Here is a 19,572-nt window from a genome sequence, read left to right as displayed (position 1 = left end):
CACGCGGCAGCCGTCTCAGTGCAGGACGCGTCCGCCCTTGGCGTGCATCTCGGCGACGAGGGCGGCGACGCCCTCCAGATGCGGGTTGATGGCAAGCGCCGCCTCGAAGGCCACCAGAGCCTCGGCTTCGCGGGCATGTTTCAGGCAGATCTGCGCGAAACCGGACAGGGCGCCGAAATGGCGCGGTTCGCGCTTCAGCGTCTCCATCACGTCACGCACCGCATAGGCGTCGTCGCCCCGGATGAAGTGCAGCGTCGCGCGCTTGTTCCAGGCCTCCGACCATTCGGGCCGGGCGTCCACCAGCGCATCCAGCACGAGCTGGGCGACGTCATAGTCCTTCAGCGCGATGGCGTTGATCGCCTGCTCCATGGCCTGGTCGGCGAACTCGTCCTCGTGATTGGTCCACACCGCCCAGATGAGGTCCTGCAGCTCATAGGCCGGCTGGTGCGGCTTGAACCGCGCGAGGTCGCGGAACAGGGCATCGAGCCGCTTGGGCTGCGCCGGCGCCGGAACCATGGCGTCGAGCTTCAGCACCAGCTGCAGGCAATCGTCGAAGGCGATTCGGTCGGACACGCTCACTCCGGGGCTGCGCCGTTTCCCAGTCCGATCTGAGTTTAGGCCGCCCGACCCCGCGGGCCAAGGCGCTTTCACGCAGACGTGTCGCGGCGGATCACAGCGACGCGGCCGTCAGGCCGCGTGGGTGGCCGGAGACTGGGCGAGCAGCACGCGCAGCGTCGCTTCGTCGCGGGCGGCGCGCAGCTTCTGCACATTGGCGGGATCGCGGGTGAGCCGCGCGATGCGGGACAGCGCCTTCAGATGGTCGGCGCCGGCCCCCTCGGGCGCGAGCAGGGTGAAGACCAGGTCCACGGGCTGGCCGTCGATCGAATCGAAATCCACCGGCCTCTCCAGCCGGGCGAACAGGCCGAAGACCCGCGGCAGCTTCGGCAGCTTGCCATGCGGGATGGCGATGCCGCCGCCGGCACCGGTCGACCCGAGATTCTCGCGCTCGGACAGGGTGGTGAAGATCTCGTCGGCGGCGCGGCCGGTGAGGGCCGCGGCTCGCGTCGCCAGTTCCTTGAGCAGATGGGTCTTCGACTCGGCGCGGAGCGAGGGGATGATCGCGCCATCGGCGATGATGTCTGGAAGCGGCATTGTCTGCCTTCTCCGAGAGGGGCGGTGCGATTCTACGGGAAACGCACTACTCGCTATGCAATGACGGTGCCATGACGACCGCGGTTGCGGGTCAGGCGGTCCCGTTGGCGGTGGCCGGCGGATCGATCCAGCCGACATGGCCGTCCGAGCGTCGGTACACCACGTTCACGCGTCCATGCACCGCATGGAGGAAGACCAGCGCCGAAGCGCCGGTGAGGTCGAGTTCCAGCACCGCATCGGCCACCGTCAGCCGGCGCAGCGACGTGGTCTGCTCGGCGATGATGACCGGCTCGAAGGCACTCTCGGCCTCGTCATGGGCAGCATCGCGCGGCGTCTCGATGACGACATAGGGGGTCTCGACGCCGACCGGCACGGCGTGATGGCCGGCGCGGTCCTTGAGGCGGCGCGCATAGCGGCGCAGCCGCTTCTCGATGCGCTCTACGCCGAGGTCGCAGGCGGCATAGGGGTCGGCGGCAAAGGCCTCGGCCTGCAACGACATTCCGGTGGGAAGATGCAGCGCTGCGACGGTGCGGAAGCCGTGGGCCTCCTTCTCGACGGTGACATGGCCGTTGACGCGGCCGTCAATGTAGCGCTGGGCGGCATCGCCGACGCGGCCGGCGATCCGCTCGCGCAGGGCCTCGCCGATGTCGAGATTCTTCCCCGAAATGCGCAGAGCCATGGGGCTCCTCCGATGCTTCTTGATCCAGGGTCGGCGCCCCTTTTCGGAAGCGTCACCAAGCCGGCTTATTGACCCCAAGGCGTAAGGAGTACCCCCGGACAAGTCAATGCGACCGCCCGACACGCGTGCCTGTCCGCGGATGCGCGGAACCGTTGTCGCACCGACGCAAGTGTCTGGAATAACTAGGGTCGCAAAAGGGCCTTCCGCAGCGTCAGCGACGCTGCATCAACGGTCCGGGACGAAAGGCGTCCCCAGGGATGCCGGTCCCTGCGCCTCGCCGCGGCACCCCAGGCTGATCACGACGAGGACGAGGATGGTGGCAAGGTAGGGCAGGGCTGACATGGCCTGGCTCGGAATGCCCCAGCCGCGCGCCTGGGCGTGAAGCTGCAAGACCGTGACACCGCCGAAGAGATAGGCACCGAGCATCGCCCGCAGCGGCAGCCAGCTGGCGAAGACGACGATGGCCAGCGCGATCCAGCCGCGCCCGGCGGTCATGCCCGGCGACCAGAAGGGCGTGTAGGCGAGCGAGAGATAGGCCCCGGCGATGCCCGAGCAGGCACCACCGAACAGCACGGCGAGGAAGCGGATGCGCAGCACCGGATAGCCGAGCGCATGGGCGGAGGCATGGCTCTCGCCGACCGCCCGCAGCACGAGGCCGCTGCGGCTCCGCGTCAGGAACCACCAGACGCCGATGGCCAGCGCCACCGAGAGGTAGACGACCGGGTCCTGGGCGAAGAACACCTTGCCGACCATCGGCAGGTCGGAGAGGCCGGGGATGACGATCTTCGCCAGCGGCTCGCGGCGGGCGCCGACGAAGTCTCGGCCGATCAGGCCGGACAGGCCGATGCCAAGGATGGTGAGGGCAAGGCCCGTCGCCACCTGGTTGGCGGCGAGGCCGAGGGCGAGCGCTGCAAAGACGGCGGCCAGCACCATGCCCGCCGCCATGCCGGCGAGAAAGCCGATGAGTGTCGAGCCGGTGACGATGGCGGCGGCAAAGCCTGTCGCCGCGCCGATGATCATCATGCCCTCGACGCCGAGATTGAGGACGCCGGAGCGTTCGACGACGAGCTCGCCAAGCGCGGCGATGGCGAGCGGCGTCGCCGCGGTGATGATGGTGAGGAGGATCGCCTCGAAAATGCCCATCAGGCCGCCCTCGCAGGGGAGACGAGGCGCAGCCGGTAAAGCAGGAACGTGTCGCAGCCCAGCACGAAAAAGAGCAGCAGACCCTGGAAGACTCGCGTCACGTCGAGGGGAATGCGCAGCGCGATCTGGGCGTTCTCGCCGCCGATGAAGGTGAGGGCCAGGAACAGCGCGGCGATGAGCGCGCCGATCGGGTTCAGTCGGCCGAGGAAGGCGACGATGATGGCGGTGAAGCCGTAGCCCGGCGAGATGGAGGGCTGGAGCTGGCCGATGGGCCCTGCCACCTCGATGATCCCGGCAAGGCCCGCCAGCGCCCCGGACACCGCGAAGACGAAGAGCACGGTGCGCCTGTCGTCGAAGCCGGCGAAGCGGGCGGCGCGCGGCGCCTCGCCCACGAGGCGGATCTCGAAGCCCTTGAGGGTGCGCCCGAGGACGATCGCCGCCGCCACCGCCACGATCACGGCGAGGACGAAGCCGATATGCAGCCGCCCCGCCTCGAAGAGCAGCGGCATGGTGGCTTCGGGCTCGAAATTGACGGATTGCGGGAAGTTGAAGCCCTTGGGGTCGCGCCAGCGGCCGCGTACCAGATAGTCGAGGGCGAGTTCGGCCACATAGACCAGCATGAGGCTCGACAGGATCTCGTTGACCCCGAGCCGCGCCTTGAGCAGGGCCGGGATCAGGGCCCAGACCATGCCGCCGAGCGCGCCGAGCGCCAGCATGGCGACGAGGACCCAGCGCCCGTCCGGCGAGCCATGGGTGGCGAGCGCCAGCCAGGAGCCGAAGATCGCGCCCATGACCAGCTGCCCCTCGGCGCCGATGTTCCAGACATTGGCGCGGTAGCAGAGGGTGAGGCCAACCGCGATGAGGATGAGCGGTGTCGCCTTGACGGCGAGCTCCTGCAGCGCCCAGCCGTCGGAGAGCGGATCGAGAAAGAACACCTTCAGCGCAGCGACAGGGTCCTTGCCGATGGCGAGGAAGAGGAGCGCGCCGGCGACAAGGGTCAGCGCCACCGCGGCGAGCGGCGAGGCAAGCGACAGCCAGGTGGGCCGATCGTCGCGGCGTTCGAGGATGAGCCTCATGCGGCGACCCCGTGGATGCCGCCCATCATCAGTCCGACCGTTTCGCGGTCGAGCTCGGCCGTGGGCCGCGCCGCGCTGAGCCGCCCCTCGGAGATCACCGCGAGGCGATCGGCGAGCTCGAACAGCTCGTCGAGGTCCTGGCTGATGACAACCACCGCGGCGCCCCGCGCCGCGAGGTCGACCAGCGCCTGGCGGATGGTGGCGGCGGCCGCCGCATCGACGCCCCAGGTCGGCTGCGCCACCACCAGGAGCCGCGGCTCGCGTAGCAGCTCGCGGCCGACGACGAATTTCTGCAGGTTGCCGCCCGACAGCGCCCGCGCCTCCGGGTCGGGGCGCGCCGTGCGCACGTCGAAGGTGGCGATGACACGTTTCACCCAGTCGGCGAGCGCCTTGGTGTCGACGAAGCCGCCACGCACGAAGCCGTTGGTGGCGTGGCCGGAGAGCAGCGCGTTCTCGCTGAGCGGCAGGCGCGGCGCAGCGCCATGGCCGAGCCGCTCCTCCGGCACGAAGGCAGCGCCGAGCCTGCGGCGGGCGGTGATGCCGAGGGCGCCGACAGCCTTGCCATCGATGGCGATCGCACCGGCCGCCGTCGTTCGTTCGCCGGAGAGCGCGGCGAAGAGCTCGTCCTGGCCATTGCCGGCAATGCCCGCGATGCCGACGATCTCGCCGGCCCGCGCTGCAAGAGCGATGTCCTTTAGCGCCGTCCCGTGGCTGTCGGCTGCGGGGAGCGACAGGCCCCGCACGACGAGCCGATCCTCGCCGGTGGCGTGGCTCACGGCGCGCAGCTGCTTCACCTCGGTGCCGACCATCAGCCGGGCGAGGCCGCCGGCGCTCTCGGTGCGCGGGTCGAGGCTCGCCACCACCTTGCCGAGGCGCAGGATGGTCGCGCGCTCGCAGAGCCGGCGCACCTCCTCCAGCTTGTGCGAGATGTAGAGGAGGCTGCGCCCCTCCGCCTTCAGCCGGTCGAGGGTCGCAAAGAGCTGGTCGGCCTCCTGCGGGGTCAGGACCGAGGTCGGCTCGTCGAGGATGAGCAGCTTCGGGTTCTGGAGAAGGGCGCGGACGATCTCGATACGCTGGCGCTCGCCCACCGAGAGGCGCCAGACCTCGCGGCGCGGCTCCAGCGGCAGGCCATAGGCGCGCGACAGGTCCGCGACCTCCTGTTCGATCCGCGCCATGGCCGTTCCCGCCGGCAGCGACAGCGCGACGTTCTCGGCGACAGTCAGGGCCTCGAACAGCGAGAAATGCTGAAACACCATGCCGATGCCGAGCTGTCGCGCGCTCGCCGGGCTGTCGATGGTCACCGGCGCACCCTGCCAGGCGATGGTGCCGGCGGTCGGCTGGAGCAGGCCGTAGAGCATCTTCACCAGCGTCGACTTGCCGGCGCCGTTCTCGCCGAGCAGGGCGTGGCTTTCCGCCTCCGATATGACGAGGTCGACATGGTCGTTGGCGGTGAAGGCGCCGAAGCGCTTGACGATGCCTCGGGCCTCCAGCAGCGGAGCCATCAATATTCGACCTTGTCGGGCTTGGCCGCCCATTCGCGGAACACCTCCCAGGCCTCGTCGGAAGGTGTGTGGTCCATCCGCGCCATGGTCACGGCCGGGGCGCGCACCATCTCGGCATAGAAGGGCGCATCGTCGAAGCCGATGGCGGCGGCATCGTCGCGGGTGTTGGCATAGACGATGCGATCGACCCGCGCCCAGAGCGCCGAGCACAGGCACATCGGGCAGGGCTCGCAGCTCGTGTAGAGCGTCGCACCGCGCAGGTCGAAACGGTTGAGGGCGGTACAGGCGCGGCGGATGGCGACGACCTCGGCATGGGCCGTCGGGTCATTGGTGGAGGTGACCTGGTTCCAGCCCTCGGCCACGACCTTGCCGTCCACCACGACCACCGCCCCGAAGGGCCCGCCATGGCCGGCGCGCATATGCTCGCGCGACAAGGCGATGGTGTGGGCCATGAACAGGGCGTCGAGATCGGTGCTCATGGGCCGATCTCACGCGGGGCGGGTGGGGAAGTCAATTCGGGTGGGTGCGCGATGGATGCAGCGACCCCTCAGAGTACCCCGCCGGTCCGCATCGCCGCGATCTCCTCCGCCGAGAAGCCTGCCGCCGCCAACACCGCATCGGTGTGCTCGCCGAGCTTGGCGCCCGGCCAGCGGATGGCGCCGGGGGTGCGGGTGAGCTTCGGCACGACGCCCTGCATGAGCATCCGCCCGAACTCGGCCGTCTCGACCTCCACCACCATGTCGCGGGCGCGGAAATGCGGGTCCGCCGCCACGGCCTCAGCGTCATTGACGCCGCCGGCCGGCACCGCCGCGCCGTCGAGCAGCTTCAGGAGCGCATCGCGCGGCTTGGTGCGCGTCCAGTCGGCGATGATCCGGTCGATCTCCGCCTGGTTGTCCGGCTGGCCGCGGGCCGAATGGGTGGCGAATCGCGGGTCCTCGCTGAGGAAGTCCATGCCCATCACCGCGAAGAGCCGCTTGCAGATCGTGTCGGCATTGGCGCCGATGACGATGTGGTGGCCGTCCAGCGTCGGATAGATGTTGGAGGGCGCAAAGCCCGGCGAGGTGAGGCCGGTGCGGCCGCGCACATGGCCCGTCACGGAATATTCCGCGACGATCCCCTCGATCGAGGCGAGGATCGCATCGGTGAGACCGACATCGATGACCTGGCCCTTGCCGTCGCGGGAGCGCTGGTGCAACGCCGAGACGATGCCGAAGGCGGTGTAGATGCCGGCCAGCGTGTCGCCGATGGACAGGCCCGTGCGGGTCGGGAGCCGGTCCGGATAGCCGTTGATGGTGCGCATCCCCGCCATGGCCTCGGCGACCGCGGCAAATCCCGCCTTCTCCGCATAGGGGCCGTACTGGCCGTATCCGGAGACGCGGGCGATGACGAGCTTCGGGTTCAGCTGATGCAGCGCCTCGACGGTAAGGCCCCATTTCTCCAGCGTGCCGGGCCGGAAATTCTCCAGCAAAACGTCGGCATCCGTGAGCAGCCGGCGCAAAATCTCCTGGCCCTTGGGCTTCCTCAGGTCGACGGTGACGCTCTTCTTGTTGCGGCCGATGACCGGCCACCAGACCGAGGCGCCGTCCTTCTTGGCGAAACCCCACTGGCGCATCGGGTCGCCCTTGCCGGGATCCTCGAATTTGACGAGGTCGGCGCCCATGTCGGCGAGGAGCTGGCCGCCATAGGGCCCGGCGATGAAGGAGCCGAGCTCGATCACCTTGATGTCGGAGAGCGGGCCGGTGGCCGTCGGAGCGGGAGCGGTCATGGCGGGGTCCTCACAATGCGGAGGCAAGACCTAGCCGTGCCGCGCGGGGGCGGCAATGACACGCCGGCAAGGCACCGATGCCGCAGGTTCTGGTCGTTCAGTGCGTTGTCTTGCGCGACGTCTCGAGATGCCGCGACCAGCGCGACAGGCCGAAGCAGATCAGCCAGTAGACCGCGCCTGAGAAGGCATAGGCTTCCATGTTCATGCCGACCCAGTTGGGATCGGCGAGCGAGGCCTGGGCGATGCCGAGCAGGTCGAAGATCGACACGATGGAGACCAGCGAGGTGTTCTTCACCAGGGCGATGAACTCGTTGGTCATGGCCGGCATGGAGATGCGCAGCGCCTGCGGTAGGACGATGAGGCCGGTGGTCTGCCAGTAGCCGAGGCCGCTCGCCGCCGCTGCCTCGCCCTGGCCTTTGGGCATGGCCTGCAGGCCGCCGCGCACGGCTTCCGCCATATAGGCGGCGATGACGAAGGCAAGGCCGACAAGGGCGCGCACGAGGCGGTCGATGTCCCAGCCCGCCGGCATGACCAGCGGCAGCAGCAGGGAGGCGAGGAAGATCACCGTGATGATCGGAACGCCGCGCCAGAACTCGATGAAGATGGTGGCGACGAGGCGGATGACGGGCAGCTCGGACTGGCGGCCGAGGGCCAGCAAGATGCCGAGCGGCACGGCGAGCACGCCGGCATAGACCGAGAGGAAGACGGTGAGCATCAGCCCGCCCCACTGGCGGGTCTCGACGCGCGGCAGGCCGAAGCCGCCGGCGAGCAGCCAGGCGTCGACGACGAGCAGCACCGCCCAGAGCGCCGGGACGGTGAGCGCCCGGCGCGGCAGGCCGCGCCAGAAGGACAGCGCCACCGTGCCGATCAGTAGCAGCGCGGCAAGGTCGACCCGCCAGCGTTCGGCTGGCGGGTAGAAGCCGTACATGAACTGGCCGAAGCGGGCCTTGATGAAGACCCAGCAGGCGCCGCCCGCCGTGCAGTCGGCACGCGTCGTGCCGGAGAAGTTGGCGTTGATCACCGCCCAGCGCAGCAGCGGCAGGGCGATGGCGACGATGGCCGCGATGCAAGCGAGCGAGACGAGGGCGTCGAGCGGCGTCGAGAAATAGTCGGTGCGCAGCCGGCGCAGCAGCGAGGGGCGGACGGGGCGGATGGCGGCGGCGGTCATCGCGTCACCAGCTTGGTCTTGGCGTTGTACCAGTTCATGAAGCCCGACACGGCAAGGCCGATGACGAGATAGATCGCCAGCGTGATGGCGATGATCTCGATGGCCTGGCCGGTATTCGTCAGCGCCGAGCCGACAAAGACCGAAACCAGCTCGGGAAAGGCAATGGCGGCGCCGAAGGACGAGTTTTTCAAAACGTTGAGATACTGGCTGGTCAGCGGCGGGATCATCACCCGCATGGCCTGCGGAATGACCACGAGGTTGAGCGCGCGGTTGGGGCGAAGGCCCAGCGCATAGGCCGCCTCCCACTGGCCCTTCACCACCGACTGGATGCCGCCGCGGACGATCTCGGCGATGAAGCCGGCCGTGTAGGTGGTGAGCGCCGCGAAGAGCGCGACGAATTCCGGTACCAGCACGAAGCCGCCGCGATAGTTGAAGCCGCGCAGCGCCGGAACATCCCATGCGCTCAGCGCCGCGGCGATGGAGAAGGCGATGATCGGCACGGCGACGAGCAGGGCAAGGCCGGTCGCCCAGACCGGGAAGATGGCGCCCGTCGCGTCGCGCCGGCGCTTGGCCCAGACCGCGATGACGAGCTGGGCGACGAGAGCGAGGACCACGATCAGCGCGGCGATGCGGAAGGCCCAGCCGTCGGTCGCCACCGGTACGATGAGGCCGCGATTGTTGAGGAAGGCGACCGAGAACAGGCTGATGGACTGGCGCGGGCCCGGCAGGGCGGCGATGACGCCGAAATACCAGAACAGCACGAAGAACAGCAGCGGGACGTTGCGGACGAACTCGATGAAGGCCCCGGCAAGGCCCGAGAGCAGCTTGTTGGCGGACAGCCGGGCGATGCCGATGACGAAGCCGAGCAGCGTCGCGGCGATGACCGAGAAGAGCGTGATGACGAGCGTGTTGGTGACGCCGACCCAGAGCAGCGCGAGGATATTGGAATCCGGCGAGTAGCTGGTGAGCACGAAGGGCACGTTGATGCCGGAGGTGCGCCACAGGAAGTCGAAGCCGGTGGCCATGCCAGCATTGAGCATGTTCTGCGAGGCGTTGCGGACGATCAGCACGATGGCCGCGGCAAGGCCGGCCAACAGGGCGACCTGCCAGAAGATCTCGCGCACACGCTTGTCGTAGAAATAGCGGGTCACTGGGCTCGCCGGATGGGGAAGGAGAAAGGCCTCCCGCGGGGTGCGGGAGGCCGTTGTCAGGCGCCGTGGTGCGCCAGGATCTCAGGCAAGATCACTGGAACGGCGAGGTGAAGAGGATGCCGCCGCGGGTCCAAAGCTGGTTCTGGCCGCGCTCGAGGCCGAGCGGCGAGCCCTTTCCGACGGTGCGCTCGTAGCTCTCTCCGTAATTGCCAACCTGCTTGATCGCGTTGAACATCCAGTCGTTCGACAGGCCGAGCATGGCGCCGAAGCCGCCATCGGCGCCGAGCAGGCGGCGGATCTCGGCGCTCTTCGAATTGGCGCGCATGTCGTCGACGTTCTTCGAGGTCACGCCGAGATATTCGGCGGCGATCATGCCGTTGAGCACCCAGCGCACCACGGCCTGCCAGCGCTCGTCGCCCCAGCGGGTCACCGGACCCTGCGGGTCGTTGGAGATGGTCTCGGTCATGATGAGATGCTCGGCCGGCGTCTTCAGCTTGATGCGCTGGCCGGCGAGAGCGCCGAGGCCGGCGGTGTAGCTGTCGCAGCGCCCGGCGTCATAGGCGGCGATGGCGTCGTCGTTCTTCTGGAAGTTGATGATGGTGACCTTGATGTTCCGCTCGCGGAAGAAGTCGGCGGCGGTGCGCTCCTCGGTCGAGCCTGCGGCGACGCAGATCGAGGCGTTCTCGAGATCGGCCGGCTTCTTGGCGCCCGAGGAGGTGCGCACGATGAAGGACTGGCCCTCGTAGAAGTTGATGCCCTGGAAGTTCACGCCGAGCGTGACATTGCGCGAGAAGGTGATGGTCGTGTTGCGCGACAGCAGGTCCACCTGGCCCGACTGCAGCACCGGCCAGCGCTGCTGGACGGAGGTCGGCGTGTAGCGGACCTTGTTGGCGTCGCCGAGGACAGCGGCGGCGATGGCGCGGCAGAAGTCGACGTCGAGGCCTGTCCACTCGCCCCTGTCATTGGCAAAGGAGAAGCCGGGCAGGCCGAGATGCACGCCGCACTCGACATGGCCGCGGGCGCGGATCGCATCGAGGGTCGGCGAGGGAGCGAGCTGCTGGGCCCCGGCGGCGTCGGCGCCGAACGCGAGGAGGGCGGCGCCGAGGGCGCCGCGGGCGAGATGGGTCATGGGACAGGCTCCGTCTGGCCCCGGCGGAAGGCCCGCCGGAGAAAATCCATCGTCACACTCGGAAGGCGAGCGAAAAGAGTCAACTGCCTGTCAGACAGGTCAGGGGACGAGTGCTGTGCGGCCTGTCAGCCGCGGACGAAGCCGACAATGTCCTTGACCGAATCCATCACCGGACGCGCCACCGCCCGTGCCCGCTCGGCGCCCTGGGCGAGGATGCGGTCGATCTCGGCGGGGTCGGCGACGAGCCGCTTCATCTCGGCGGTGATCGGCGAGAGCTTGGCCACCGACAGGTCGGCGAGCGCCGCTTTGAAGGTGGAGAACTGGCCGCCACCGAACTCCGCCAGCACGTCGGCCTTGGTGCGGCCGGCCAGCGCTGCGAAGATGCCGACGAGGTTGTCGGCCTCGGCGCGGCCCTTCAGCCCCGCCTCCTCGCTCGGCAGCGCCTCCGGGTCGGTGCGCGCCTTGCGGATCTTCTGCGCGATGGTGTCGGCGTCATCGGTGAGGGCGATGCGAGAATAGTCGGAGGGGTCCGACTTCGACATCTTCTTGGTGCCATCGCGCAGGCTCATGACACGCGTCGCCGGGCCGATGATCACCGGCTCGGTGACGGGGAAGAAGGCATCGCCATGGCCGAGCTCGGCGATGCGCTCGGCATAGTCATTGTTGAACTTGATGGCGATGTCGCGGGTCAGCTCCAGGTGCTGCTTCTGGTCGTCGCCGACCGGCACATGGGTGGCGCGATAGGCGAGGATGTCGGCGGCCATCAGGCTCGGATAGGCGAAGAGGCCGAGCGAGGCGTTCTCCTTGTCCTTGCCGGCCTTCTCCTTGAACTGCGTCATGCGGTTCATCCAGCCCATGCGCGCAATGCAATTGAACACCCAGGCCAGCTCGGCATGCTCGTGGACCTGGCTCTGGTTGAACAGGATGGAGCGCTTGGGGTCGATGCCGGCAGCGATATAGGCGGCGGTGACCTCGCGGATCGCCTTCTGCAGCGCCTTCGGGTCCTGCCAGACGGTGATCGCGTGCAGGTCGACGACGCAATAGATGCAGTCGTGGGTCTCCTGCATGGCGACCCAGTTCACCAGCGCGCCGAGATAATTGCCGAGGTGCAGGTCGCCGGACGGCTGCATGCCGGAGAAGACGAGCGGCTTGAAGGTCGCCATGGTGGTGGAATCCCAAAGCAGGGGCGGCCGTCTGCCGCGCCGAAGGCGGGCTTCCTCGCATGAGGCGCAGGGGGATTCAAGGCTCGCGGCACGCTGGCCTGCGGGGGCGCGTGGCAAGACGTCCACCGGCATGGTAATACTTCGGTCAGGACAGGTAAGACTGGAGCTTCGCCATGGCGACGACCGTGACGCAGAAGGGCCAGGTGACGATCCCCAAGCGGGTTCGCGACGCGCTCGGCATAGTCCCCGGCAGCAAGGTGGAATTCACCAGCGGCTCGGCTGGTGAAATCATCATGAGCAAGGCCCCCGCGGCCACGCGCCGGACCGCCGCCGAACGTGTGGCCCGAATCCGCGGCATCGCCGGTCCCGGCATGAGCACTGACGAAGTCATGGCTTTGACACGCGGTGATCCGGTCGAATGATGCTCGTCGATACGAATGTCCTGCTGGACATCGTCACCGACGATCCGCTCTGGGCAGCCTGGAGCGCGGCCCGCCTTGCGCTTTCGCTGACCGACGGTCTCGTTGCGATCAACGATGTGGTTTACGCCGAACTGTCGGTGCGCTTTGCCGGGATCGACGAGGTCGACGCGACCATCGGAGAGGTCGGCCTCGTTGTCGATCCGATACCTCGCGAGGCCCTATTCGTGGCGGGGAAAGCGTTCCAGGCCTATCGGCGCGCGGGTGGTGTCCGGACTGGCGTTCTGCCCGACTTTTTCATCGGTGCCCACGCCGTTGCTCGCGGCTGGCCCCTGTTGACCCGAGATCCGGCGCGCTATCGGACCTATTTTCCGACGCTCGCCCTGGTCTCGCCGGACTGAGCTATTCCGCCAGCACCCGCGTCGGCGGGAAGACCACCTCCACCAGCGTGCCCTGGTTGGGGGTCGAGGAGATGGCGAAGGAGGCGCGGTTGGCCTCCACCAGCGCCTTGGTCAGCGGCAGGCCGAGGCCGGTGCCCTTGGCGCCGCGCGGATTGGCGGTGAGCACCTGGCGGAACGGCTCCATGGCGGCCTTCAGCTCGGTTTCGGTCATGCCGATGCCGGTGTCGCGCACCCTCAGCACCGCCTCGCCGAGGTCCGACAGACCGGTCGAGACGATGATCTGGCCGCCGGCCGGGGTGAACTTCACGGCATTGGAGAGGAGGTTCAGCACGATCTGCCGCAGCGAGCGGGAATCGGCGACGACGTTCGGCAGGCGCGGCTGCAGCGACGAGCGGATGATGACGCGCTCGCGGTTCGCCTGGGGCTGCATGATCGCCACGCTCGACTGGATCATGTCGTTGAGGTCGACGCTGGTGAAGGACAGCTCCAGCTTGCCGGCCTCGATCTTGGAGAGGTCGAGCAGGTCGTTGATCAGCGACAGGACATGGCCGCCGGAGGCGTGGATGTCCTTGAGGTAGTCGCGGTAGCGCTCGTTGCCCATGGGGCCGAAGCGCTCCTCCATCATCACCTCGGAGAAGCCGATGATCGCGTTCAGCGGCGTGCGGATCTCATGGCTGATCTTGGCGAGGAAATCCGACTTCTGCGACGAGGCCCGCTCGGCCTGGCGCTTGGCGGCGATGAGGTCCTCCTCCGCTTTCTTCCAATGCGTCATGTCGCGGAAGACGGCGGCGAGCTTCGGTCGTGCGGCAGGTCCCGTGCGGCCCATGGTCATGTAGAGCGGGATGAGGCCACCCTGCTTCACCCGGCCGATGACCTGACGGCCGTCGTTGAGCACACTGGCGACGCCGTTCGAGAGCAGCCCGTCGCAATAGTCGAGCGCCGAGCGGTGGCTTTCGGGCGCGAAGAGCGCGGTGATGGATCGGCCCTTCACCTCGGCGGCCTCGTAGCCGAACAGCGCCTCGGCGGAGCGGTTCATGCTCTCGATGGAGGCGTCGGCATTGACGATGACGATGCCGTCGGTGGCCGTGTCGAGGATCTGCTCGACCTCGTCGAGGCGGCCGCGCAGCTCGGTGAGTGTGGTCGACTCCGCCTCGGCCTGCGGGTCGGCGACGTGGCGGGTGAGCGTGAAGAGAAAGGCGGCCTCGCCACCCCAGGCGATGCGGGAGAGATGCGCGTCGACGGCGACGGCCTCTCCGGTCCGGGTGGTCAGTGCCACGGCGCCGGCATGGTCGTCAGGACCACCGGCGAAGAGGCGCGCCACGCCGCCGGCATCCTCCAGCTCCGTCGCCGAGGCGAAGCCGATCCAGTCGAGCAGGGTGCGGTTGGCGAAGAGCACGGCATTGCCGCGATGGACGACGAGGCCGGCCGGCACCTTGTCCAGCAGCGCAGCGGCATCCTGTGAAGGCTCGCCGCCGCCGGCAAAGGCACTGGGGACAGGGCCGTGCGGCGTACCGGATGCCACATAGGCCACGGGCGCCGCTGCGGCGGGGACATCCTCGGCGGGCGTCTCCTTGGCAGGCGTCTCCTCGGCAGGCGCCTCCTGGTCGGACGCCTCGGCATCGGCCGGAGCGACGGAAGGCGCGTCTGCGATCTCGGTCGGGCGGGCCTCGTCGGCCGCAGGAGCGGGGACATCCGACGAGGTCGGGGCGAGAGGTGCGACCACCGGTTCGCGCGCCTGTTCCGCGGGCGGCGGCAGCGGCGCCGCAGCGGCGGGACCGGTCTCCGCGGTGCCGTCCTCGGTGCGCACGCCCAGCGCTCGCGCGATCTCGCGGAACGCATTGCGCTCGCCTGGCGACAGGCCGGGCCGCTTCGGGTCCTGCCCGACCGTGCTGCGCAGGGCGACGACATTGGGCGGGGTCGTGACGACGGTCAACATCGGCCTTGCGTCACCGGCAGGGCGCGGCTCGGCCGTGGCGTCCGTTTCGGCAGTCGGAGCGTCGGGAGCAGGAGCCTCGGTGGTGGTGTCGGACGTCTCGGAGGTAACCTCCGGCGTCTCGACCGCCAGGGCGGCATGGTCGGCCTCAGCCACCGCCGCGTCCGGCGCGGACGGCAGGTCGGGAGTCTGCGACGAATCCTCGCCGGCCGTGACCTCCTCGGCAGCAGCCTCCGCAACGCCCGCAACAGGCATCGCCTCCGGGGTCCCGGTTTCGGGCAGGGCCTCTTGGGCCTGCTCGGCCACCGTTTCCGATGCCTCGTGCAACGTCGCGTCGGCCAGGGCCTCGCTCACCACCGCCACCTCGGTGGTCGCGGCCTCGTCATCGATAGGCTTTTCGGTGATCGGCTCTTCGGTGATCGGCTCCTGGGTGATCGTCTCGTCGATCACCGGAGCCTCGTCCGCGACGACCGTTACGGGCGTCTGCCCGGAGGCCGTCTCTGACGCTGCATCGGCAATCGCCGGCGCGGCTTCCTCGACCACGAGGCCGAAGCCGGCATAGCCCTGGAAGCTTCCGTCGCGCAGGGCAGGGAAGGCCGCGAGCGTCACGGCAAGGCGACGGCGTCCGAGACCGAGCGGCCAGAGCGCGGGCACGCCGCTGAAGGGGCGGCGGGCGGTCACGGCGCGGCTGAGCGCACCATCGGGGTCCATGCCGTAGCGGGCCACGGCCTCGTCGAGCGTCAGCCCGGCGGGGCCGGCGACCTCGTCCGGGGAAATCCCGTGGAAGCGGGTCTCGCCATCCATCTTCCAGGCGAAGCGCTGAGGCGGCGCGAGCGACGTGTCCTCCTCCGGCTCCTCCGTCACGGCGGCCGGGGCAACACTGAGATCGGCCGAAGGCACATCGGCCACGACCGTGTCGGTGGGTGCAGTCTCGGCGCTCGCGATGGTTTCGGCCACGACGGCCGGTTCGTCGGCGATCGTATCGGCGGCAGGCGGCTCAGCCACGGGCGGGGTCGCAGGCTCGGACGCTTCCGAGGCAGCCGCCGGCGCTTCATCCGGGGCCGTAGCCTCGATCACGGGCTCTTCGACGACCGGCTCGGTGGCTTCAGTCTCGGCGACGACCGGCTGCGGTGCGGCTGGCTCTTCCACCACCGGCGCGTCTGCGGCCGGGGTGATCTTCTGCGCCGGTGCCTCTGGCGCTCCGGCGACGAGCCTGAGGCCCGTCGGCGCCTGATCGGCCGAGATGGGCGCGGGCAGCGCCAGGAGCACGCCCGTGCCGGGAACCGCAATGACGGTCATGGGGCCGTTGACGAGATCGACGACGGCCCGGCCATGGGCCGCAAGCTGCGCGGTCAACTGGTCATGGGCGGGGCCGACGAGGTCGCGAAGTGCCGCACCGGCCAGGGGATGGGAGGCATCGCTCGCCGCCAGGGGGGCGCCGTCCGCCGTGAAGGCGAGGGCCGGCAGGCGCAGGTCGGCAACGAAGCCGAGCACCGCCTCGCGCGGCGTGCCACGGCGCAGGGCCGGGATGCGGACGGCAAGGAGGCTGACCTCCCCGGCACGGATGCGAAAGGCCTCGGCGGTGACGCTTTCCGACCCGAAGCGGCCAGCGATGCGCAGACGCTCCTGACGCGGCGTGCCATCGGCCGGCAGGCTCGGAGCGAGCCGCGCCACCTGGCCCGCGAAGGCGTGGCTGGTCGAGTAGGTGCGCTCCAGCGCCGGGCCGACGCCGGTCGCCCCCATGGCGCGGGCGCCGGTGGTGTTGGCCGCCACCAGACGCGCGGCATCCGCCGTCCACAGCCACCACGGGCCCGGCTCGGCCACGAGGCGCGCGACCTCGGGCTCGGACAGGATCGTGGACGGGCTGGGGAACGAAGACGTCATGCGGTCGATCCCGTGGACAGGAGATGGGCCGGCGCCACCGGCGCGGCCCATTGGTGAAGGATGTGTTGATGGATTGTGTCGGAACAGAGCCGAAAGGTCCACGGCGCGGCGGGGCTCACGAAGCGTCAACCGCCGATTAGGGTTAACCTTGGCGCGCGACCATGGCGACCTGTGACATCTGTTCCGTGGCGGTAGTCAAGGGGTCCGTGGTAGCCGGTCACCTGCGTCCCTCCACAACTCCCGAGCCATACGCCGCGCCATGATCGAAACGTTGCGCCGTCTCATCGAGAACCCGCGCTTCGAGCGCGTCATCATTGCCCTCATCGTGGTCAATGCGATCACTTTGGGCCTGGAGACGAGCCCGACAGCGATGAGCCGCTTCGGCTCGGTCCTGGTTGCCATCGACACGGTCATCCTCGGCATCTTCGTGGCCGAACTCGTCGCCCGCATCGCGGTGCGCCGCGGTGCTTTCTTCCGCGATCCCTGGAGCCTGTTCGACCTCTTCGTCGTCCTCATCGCCCTGGTGCCGGCGACCGACAGCCTGTCAGTGCTGCGGGCGCTGCGCGTCCTGCGCGTCCTGAGGCTGATCACCGCCATCCCCTCGCTCAGGCGCGTGGTCGGCGGCCTCATCACCGCCATGCCCGGCATGGGCTCCATCGGTCTGCTGCTCGGCATCATCTTCTACGTCTTCGCCGTGGTGGTGACGAAGCTCTATGGCGATGCGCTGCCTGACCAGTTCGGTTCGCTCGGCGCCTCGGCCTACACGCTGTTCCAGGCCATGACCTTCGACGACTGGTCGAACGGCATCGTCAAGCCGCTCACCGAGAAGGGATTCACCTTCGGCTGGTTCGTCATCATCCTGTTCATGGTGATCTCCGCCTTCATGGCGCTGAACCTCTTCATCGGTGTCGTGGTGACGGCGCTCGATACCGATGCCGCCCAGGACAAGGCCGCCGCCGCAACCGCATCGGGCGACGCCACGGACGTTGCTCGCCGCCTCGACGCGGTGATGGAGGAACTTGCGGCACTCAGGGCCGAGCTGGCGCGCCAGGCCTCGTCGCCCCCTGCATCCGAACGTCCCGGCCGCGCGTAGTCCTTTCCGAGGCTTCCGTCGGCTGCCGGCCGGGGCTTAGGATGCCCCTGCGGCAGGCGACTGCGAGCGATTCGGGAGGTTTGCATGAGCGGCAAGGCCCCTGGCGGCTACGAAATTCCGCAGGAAATGCGGGAATTCGCCGAGAAGAGCGTGGAACAGGCGCGCAAGGCCTTCGATGGCTTTGTCGGCGCGGCGCAGCGCACTGTCTCGGCCATGGAAACCTCCGCCGGCACGGTACAGGCCAGTGCCCAGGAGGTCGGGCGCAAGGCCATCTCCTTCGCCGAGACCAATGTCGCCGCCAGCTTCGAACATGCCCAACGCCTCGTTCAGGCCCGCGACATGGCCGAGGTGATGGAAATTCAGCAGCGTTTCCTAAAGGAACAGCTGAAGACCATGGAGGAACAGGCGCGCGAACTCGGCAAGGCCGCCAAGGGCGGGTTGGCGGATCCTACAGAACCGGTCTGATGATTTGTGCGATGCAATAGTTTGTTGCAATGCACAACCAAACTTGATAGAGCATCCGGCATTGGGATGGCGCCAGCGCGCGTCCCGGCGCCGGCCCGGCTCCAGCGGGGAAGTGGTCCGGCGGCTACAAAGCCAAGGCTCCCCGCGAGGATTGCCCACTATGAGCCAGGCCGCCAAAGCCCCCAAGACCGAGAAGCCGGCCACCGCCGCCCAGGTCTTCCCCTTCCCGACCTTCGACATGACGAAGTTCGAGATGCCCAAGTTCGAAATGCCGAAGTTCGACGGCGCCGCCTTCGACCTCTCCAAGATGGAGGTCCCGGCCGCCATGCGTGAGGCCGCCGACAAGGCGGTCGCACAGATGAAGGACGGCTACGCCAAGATGAAGGCCGCTGCCGAGGAGACCACGGACCTCGTCGAGGACACCTACGTCACCGCCTCCGCCGGCATGAAGGACTTCCACCTGAAGAGCATCGAGGCCGCCCGCACCAACATGAACGCGAGCTTCGACCATGCTCGCGACCTGATGGGCGCCAAGTCGGTCGCCGAGGTGATCGAGCTGCAGACCGCCTTCGTCCGCAAGGCCTTCGAGACCATGCAGGCCCAGGGCAAGGATCTCACCGCCCTCGCCCAGAAGACCGCCACCGAGACCATCGAGCCGGTCAAGGAGAAGGTCGGCAAGGTCCTCAAGACCGCCACCGCCTGAGCCATTCCCCTCCTCGCTCGCGAGGAGGCGCTTTCTCCCGGGCCGCGTCCTTGCAGCCGCGGCCAGAACCTTGAGCCCGGGCTTCGGCCCGGGCCTTTTCTTGGTGGGTGCTGAATCCGCGTGGCCGTTCAAGGCTTTGCGAATTTCCAAAGGCCTTCCGAAAATGCGTCGCGCGCGCCTTGCATTGCCGAACCCTTCGGACTAGGTTGCGCGCCGCTCGCAGGGCTTGACCCTCCGGGCCGTGCAGCCGTAGCTCAGTTGGTTAGAGCGCCAGATTGTGGCTCTGGAGGTCCCCCGTTCGATCCGGGGCGGCTGTACCATTCTTCCCCTTCTCCTTCCGCCCCGCCTCACGGCGCCGATCATCACCGGCCGCCGCGCGGCGTTGCGTCAGGCTCACGAAAAAGCCGGGGCGCGAGCCCCGGCTTTTCCATGCCTTGTGAGTGTCGGCCGATTACTGGCCCAGGGAGCCGGCGGAGTCGGGAACGGCGTTGCGGTCATAGGCGCGAGCCGCGTCGTTCTGGGCGCGCTGGGCGGAGCGATAGGTCACGCGGGGGGCGGTAAACTCGCGGGGGGAGGCGGTGTTGACGATGTCGCGCTCCGGGGTACCGACGAAGGACGAGGAGACGTCCTCGGCGAGGGCGCCGGTGGCGAGGGGAGCGATGGCGAGGGTGGCGAGAGCCAGGGTGCGGAAGTTCATGATGATCTCCTGATCGGTTGATCGCGGGCGGCATATCGGGACACGCGTC

Annotated in this window: 19 protein-coding genes and 1 tRNA gene; 6 read left to right on the top strand and 14 right to left on the bottom strand. The window is 68.7% G+C overall.

From position 1 onward, the window contains the following. Positions 1 to 15 precede the first annotated feature (15 nt). The 12 genes from O9344_RS16745 to trpS all read right to left on the bottom strand — a co-directional run bounded on the left by O9344_RS16745 (position 16) and on the right by trpS (position 11,928). Positions 16 to 573, bottom strand: coding sequence for a hypothetical protein (locus tag O9344_RS16745; RefSeq protein ID WP_298479901.1), 558 nt, complete (start codon positions 571 to 573; stop codon positions 16 to 18). Between the two features lie 114 nt (positions 574 to 687). Continuing rightward, positions 688 to 1,152 carry a PTS sugar transporter subunit IIA gene (locus tag O9344_RS16740; RefSeq protein ID WP_298479899.1) on the bottom strand — a complete coding sequence of 155 codons (465 nt, stop codon included), beginning with the start codon at positions 1,150 to 1,152 and terminating at the stop codon, positions 688 to 690. 91 nt (positions 1,153 to 1,243) lie between these two features. Next, complete coding sequence (gene raiA, locus O9344_RS16735) at positions 1,244 to 1,831, bottom strand: ribosome-associated translation inhibitor RaiA (protein ID WP_298479896.1); 588 nt, start codon at positions 1,829 to 1,831, stop codon at positions 1,244 to 1,246. A gap of 225 nt (positions 1,832 to 2,056) precedes the next feature. Further along, positions 2,057 to 2,974, bottom strand: coding sequence for an ABC transporter permease (locus O9344_RS16730; RefSeq protein WP_298479893.1), 918 nt, complete (start codon positions 2,972 to 2,974; stop codon positions 2,057 to 2,059). After that, the gene (locus O9344_RS16725) at positions 2,974 to 4,050 is read right to left on the bottom strand and encodes an ABC transporter permease (RefSeq protein WP_298479891.1); all 1,077 of its coding nucleotides are present in this window, start codon (positions 4,048 to 4,050) and stop codon (positions 2,974 to 2,976) included. The genes O9344_RS16730 and O9344_RS16725 overlap by 1 nt, the downstream gene beginning before the upstream one ends. Beyond that, positions 4,047 to 5,552 (bottom strand): ABC transporter ATP-binding protein, encoded by a 1,506-nt coding sequence (locus O9344_RS16720; protein ID WP_298479888.1) that lies wholly within the window; start codon positions 5,550 to 5,552, stop codon positions 4,047 to 4,049. The genes O9344_RS16725 and O9344_RS16720 overlap by 4 nt, the downstream gene beginning before the upstream one ends. After that, positions 5,552 to 6,031, bottom strand: a complete 480-nt coding sequence (locus O9344_RS16715; protein ID WP_298479885.1) for a nucleoside deaminase — start codon at positions 6,029 to 6,031, stop codon at positions 5,552 to 5,554. Before O9344_RS16715 ends, O9344_RS16720 begins: the two co-directional genes overlap by 1 nt. 68 nt (positions 6,032 to 6,099) lie before the next feature. After that, the gene (locus tag O9344_RS16710) at positions 6,100 to 7,317 is read right to left on the bottom strand and encodes a CoA transferase (protein ID WP_298479882.1); all 1,218 of its coding nucleotides are present in this window, start codon (positions 7,315 to 7,317) and stop codon (positions 6,100 to 6,102) included. Between the two features lie 97 nt (positions 7,318 to 7,414). Then, positions 7,415 to 8,485, bottom strand: a complete 1,071-nt coding sequence (locus O9344_RS16705; RefSeq protein WP_298479879.1) for an amino acid ABC transporter permease — start codon at positions 8,483 to 8,485, stop codon at positions 7,415 to 7,417. Next, a complete protein-coding gene (locus tag O9344_RS16700; RefSeq protein WP_298479876.1) occupies positions 8,482 to 9,636 on the bottom strand; it encodes an ABC transporter permease subunit in 1,155 nt (384 codons plus the stop codon). The genes O9344_RS16705 and O9344_RS16700 overlap by 4 nt, the downstream gene beginning before the upstream one ends. A 91-nt stretch (positions 9,637 to 9,727) precedes the next feature. After that, positions 9,728 to 10,765 carry an amino acid ABC transporter substrate-binding protein gene (locus O9344_RS16695; RefSeq protein ID WP_298479873.1) on the bottom strand — a complete coding sequence of 346 codons (1,038 nt, stop codon included), beginning with the start codon at positions 10,763 to 10,765 and terminating at the stop codon, positions 9,728 to 9,730. A gap of 125 nt (positions 10,766 to 10,890) precedes the next feature. Beyond that, positions 10,891 to 11,928: a tryptophan--tRNA ligase gene (trpS, locus tag O9344_RS16690; protein ID WP_298479870.1), complete on the bottom strand. Its 1,038-nt coding sequence runs from the start codon at positions 11,926 to 11,928 to the stop codon at positions 10,891 to 10,893. A 173-nt stretch (positions 11,929 to 12,101) separates the two neighbouring features. Here trpS and O9344_RS16685 point away from each other — a divergent pair, with 173 nt between their 5' ends. Next, the gene (locus O9344_RS16685) at positions 12,102 to 12,350 is read left to right on the top strand and encodes an AbrB/MazE/SpoVT family DNA-binding domain-containing protein (RefSeq protein ID WP_298479867.1); all 249 of its coding nucleotides are present in this window, start codon (positions 12,102 to 12,104) and stop codon (positions 12,348 to 12,350) included. Beyond that, positions 12,347 to 12,748 (top strand): type II toxin-antitoxin system VapC family toxin, encoded by a 402-nt coding sequence (locus O9344_RS16680; RefSeq protein ID WP_298479864.1) that lies wholly within the window; start codon positions 12,347 to 12,349, stop codon positions 12,746 to 12,748. The genes O9344_RS16685 and O9344_RS16680 overlap by 4 nt, the downstream gene beginning before the upstream one ends. A gap of 1 nt (position 12,749) precedes the next feature. Here the strand turns inward: O9344_RS16680 and O9344_RS16675 are convergent, their stop codons facing one another. Further along, on the bottom strand, positions 12,750 to 16,565 hold the full coding sequence (locus O9344_RS16675; RefSeq protein WP_298479861.1) for an ATP-binding protein: 3,816 nt from the start codon (positions 16,563 to 16,565) through the stop codon (positions 12,750 to 12,752). Positions 16,566 to 16,836: 271 nt separating this feature from the next. Between O9344_RS16675 and O9344_RS16670 the strand changes: the two genes are divergently transcribed. The 4 genes from O9344_RS16670 to O9344_RS16655 all read left to right on the top strand — a co-directional run bounded on the left by O9344_RS16670 (position 16,837) and on the right by O9344_RS16655 (position 19,146). Continuing rightward, the gene (locus tag O9344_RS16670) at positions 16,837 to 17,658 is read left to right on the top strand and encodes an ion transporter (RefSeq protein WP_363321948.1); all 822 of its coding nucleotides are present in this window, start codon (positions 16,837 to 16,839) and stop codon (positions 17,656 to 17,658) included. 84 nt (positions 17,659 to 17,742) lie between these two features. Then, a complete protein-coding gene (locus O9344_RS16665) occupies positions 17,743 to 18,123 on the top strand; it encodes a phasin (RefSeq protein ID WP_298479858.1) in 381 nt (126 codons plus the stop codon). Between the two features lie 160 nt (positions 18,124 to 18,283). Beyond that, positions 18,284 to 18,826 (top strand): phasin, encoded by a 543-nt coding sequence (locus tag O9344_RS16660; protein ID WP_298479855.1) that lies wholly within the window; start codon positions 18,284 to 18,286, stop codon positions 18,824 to 18,826. A gap of 243 nt (positions 18,827 to 19,069) precedes the next feature. Next, a tRNA-His gene (locus tag O9344_RS16655) sits at positions 19,070 to 19,146 on the top strand. A 131-nt stretch (positions 19,147 to 19,277) separates the two neighbouring features. Here O9344_RS16655 and O9344_RS16650 read toward each other — a convergent pair. Continuing rightward, entirely contained in the window at positions 19,278 to 19,523 is a 246-nt protein-coding gene (locus tag O9344_RS16650) for a hypothetical protein (protein WP_298479852.1), read from the bottom strand. Between the last annotated feature and the right edge of the window lie 49 nt (positions 19,524 to 19,572).

The organism is Phreatobacter sp. (genome assembly GCF_027532945.1).
Lineage (GTDB): Bacteria > Pseudomonadota > Alphaproteobacteria > Rhizobiales > Phreatobacteraceae > Phreatobacter.
The sequence above is the reverse complement of the archived record's forward strand: the minus strand, read 5'-3'. Positions and strand labels throughout refer to the sequence as shown.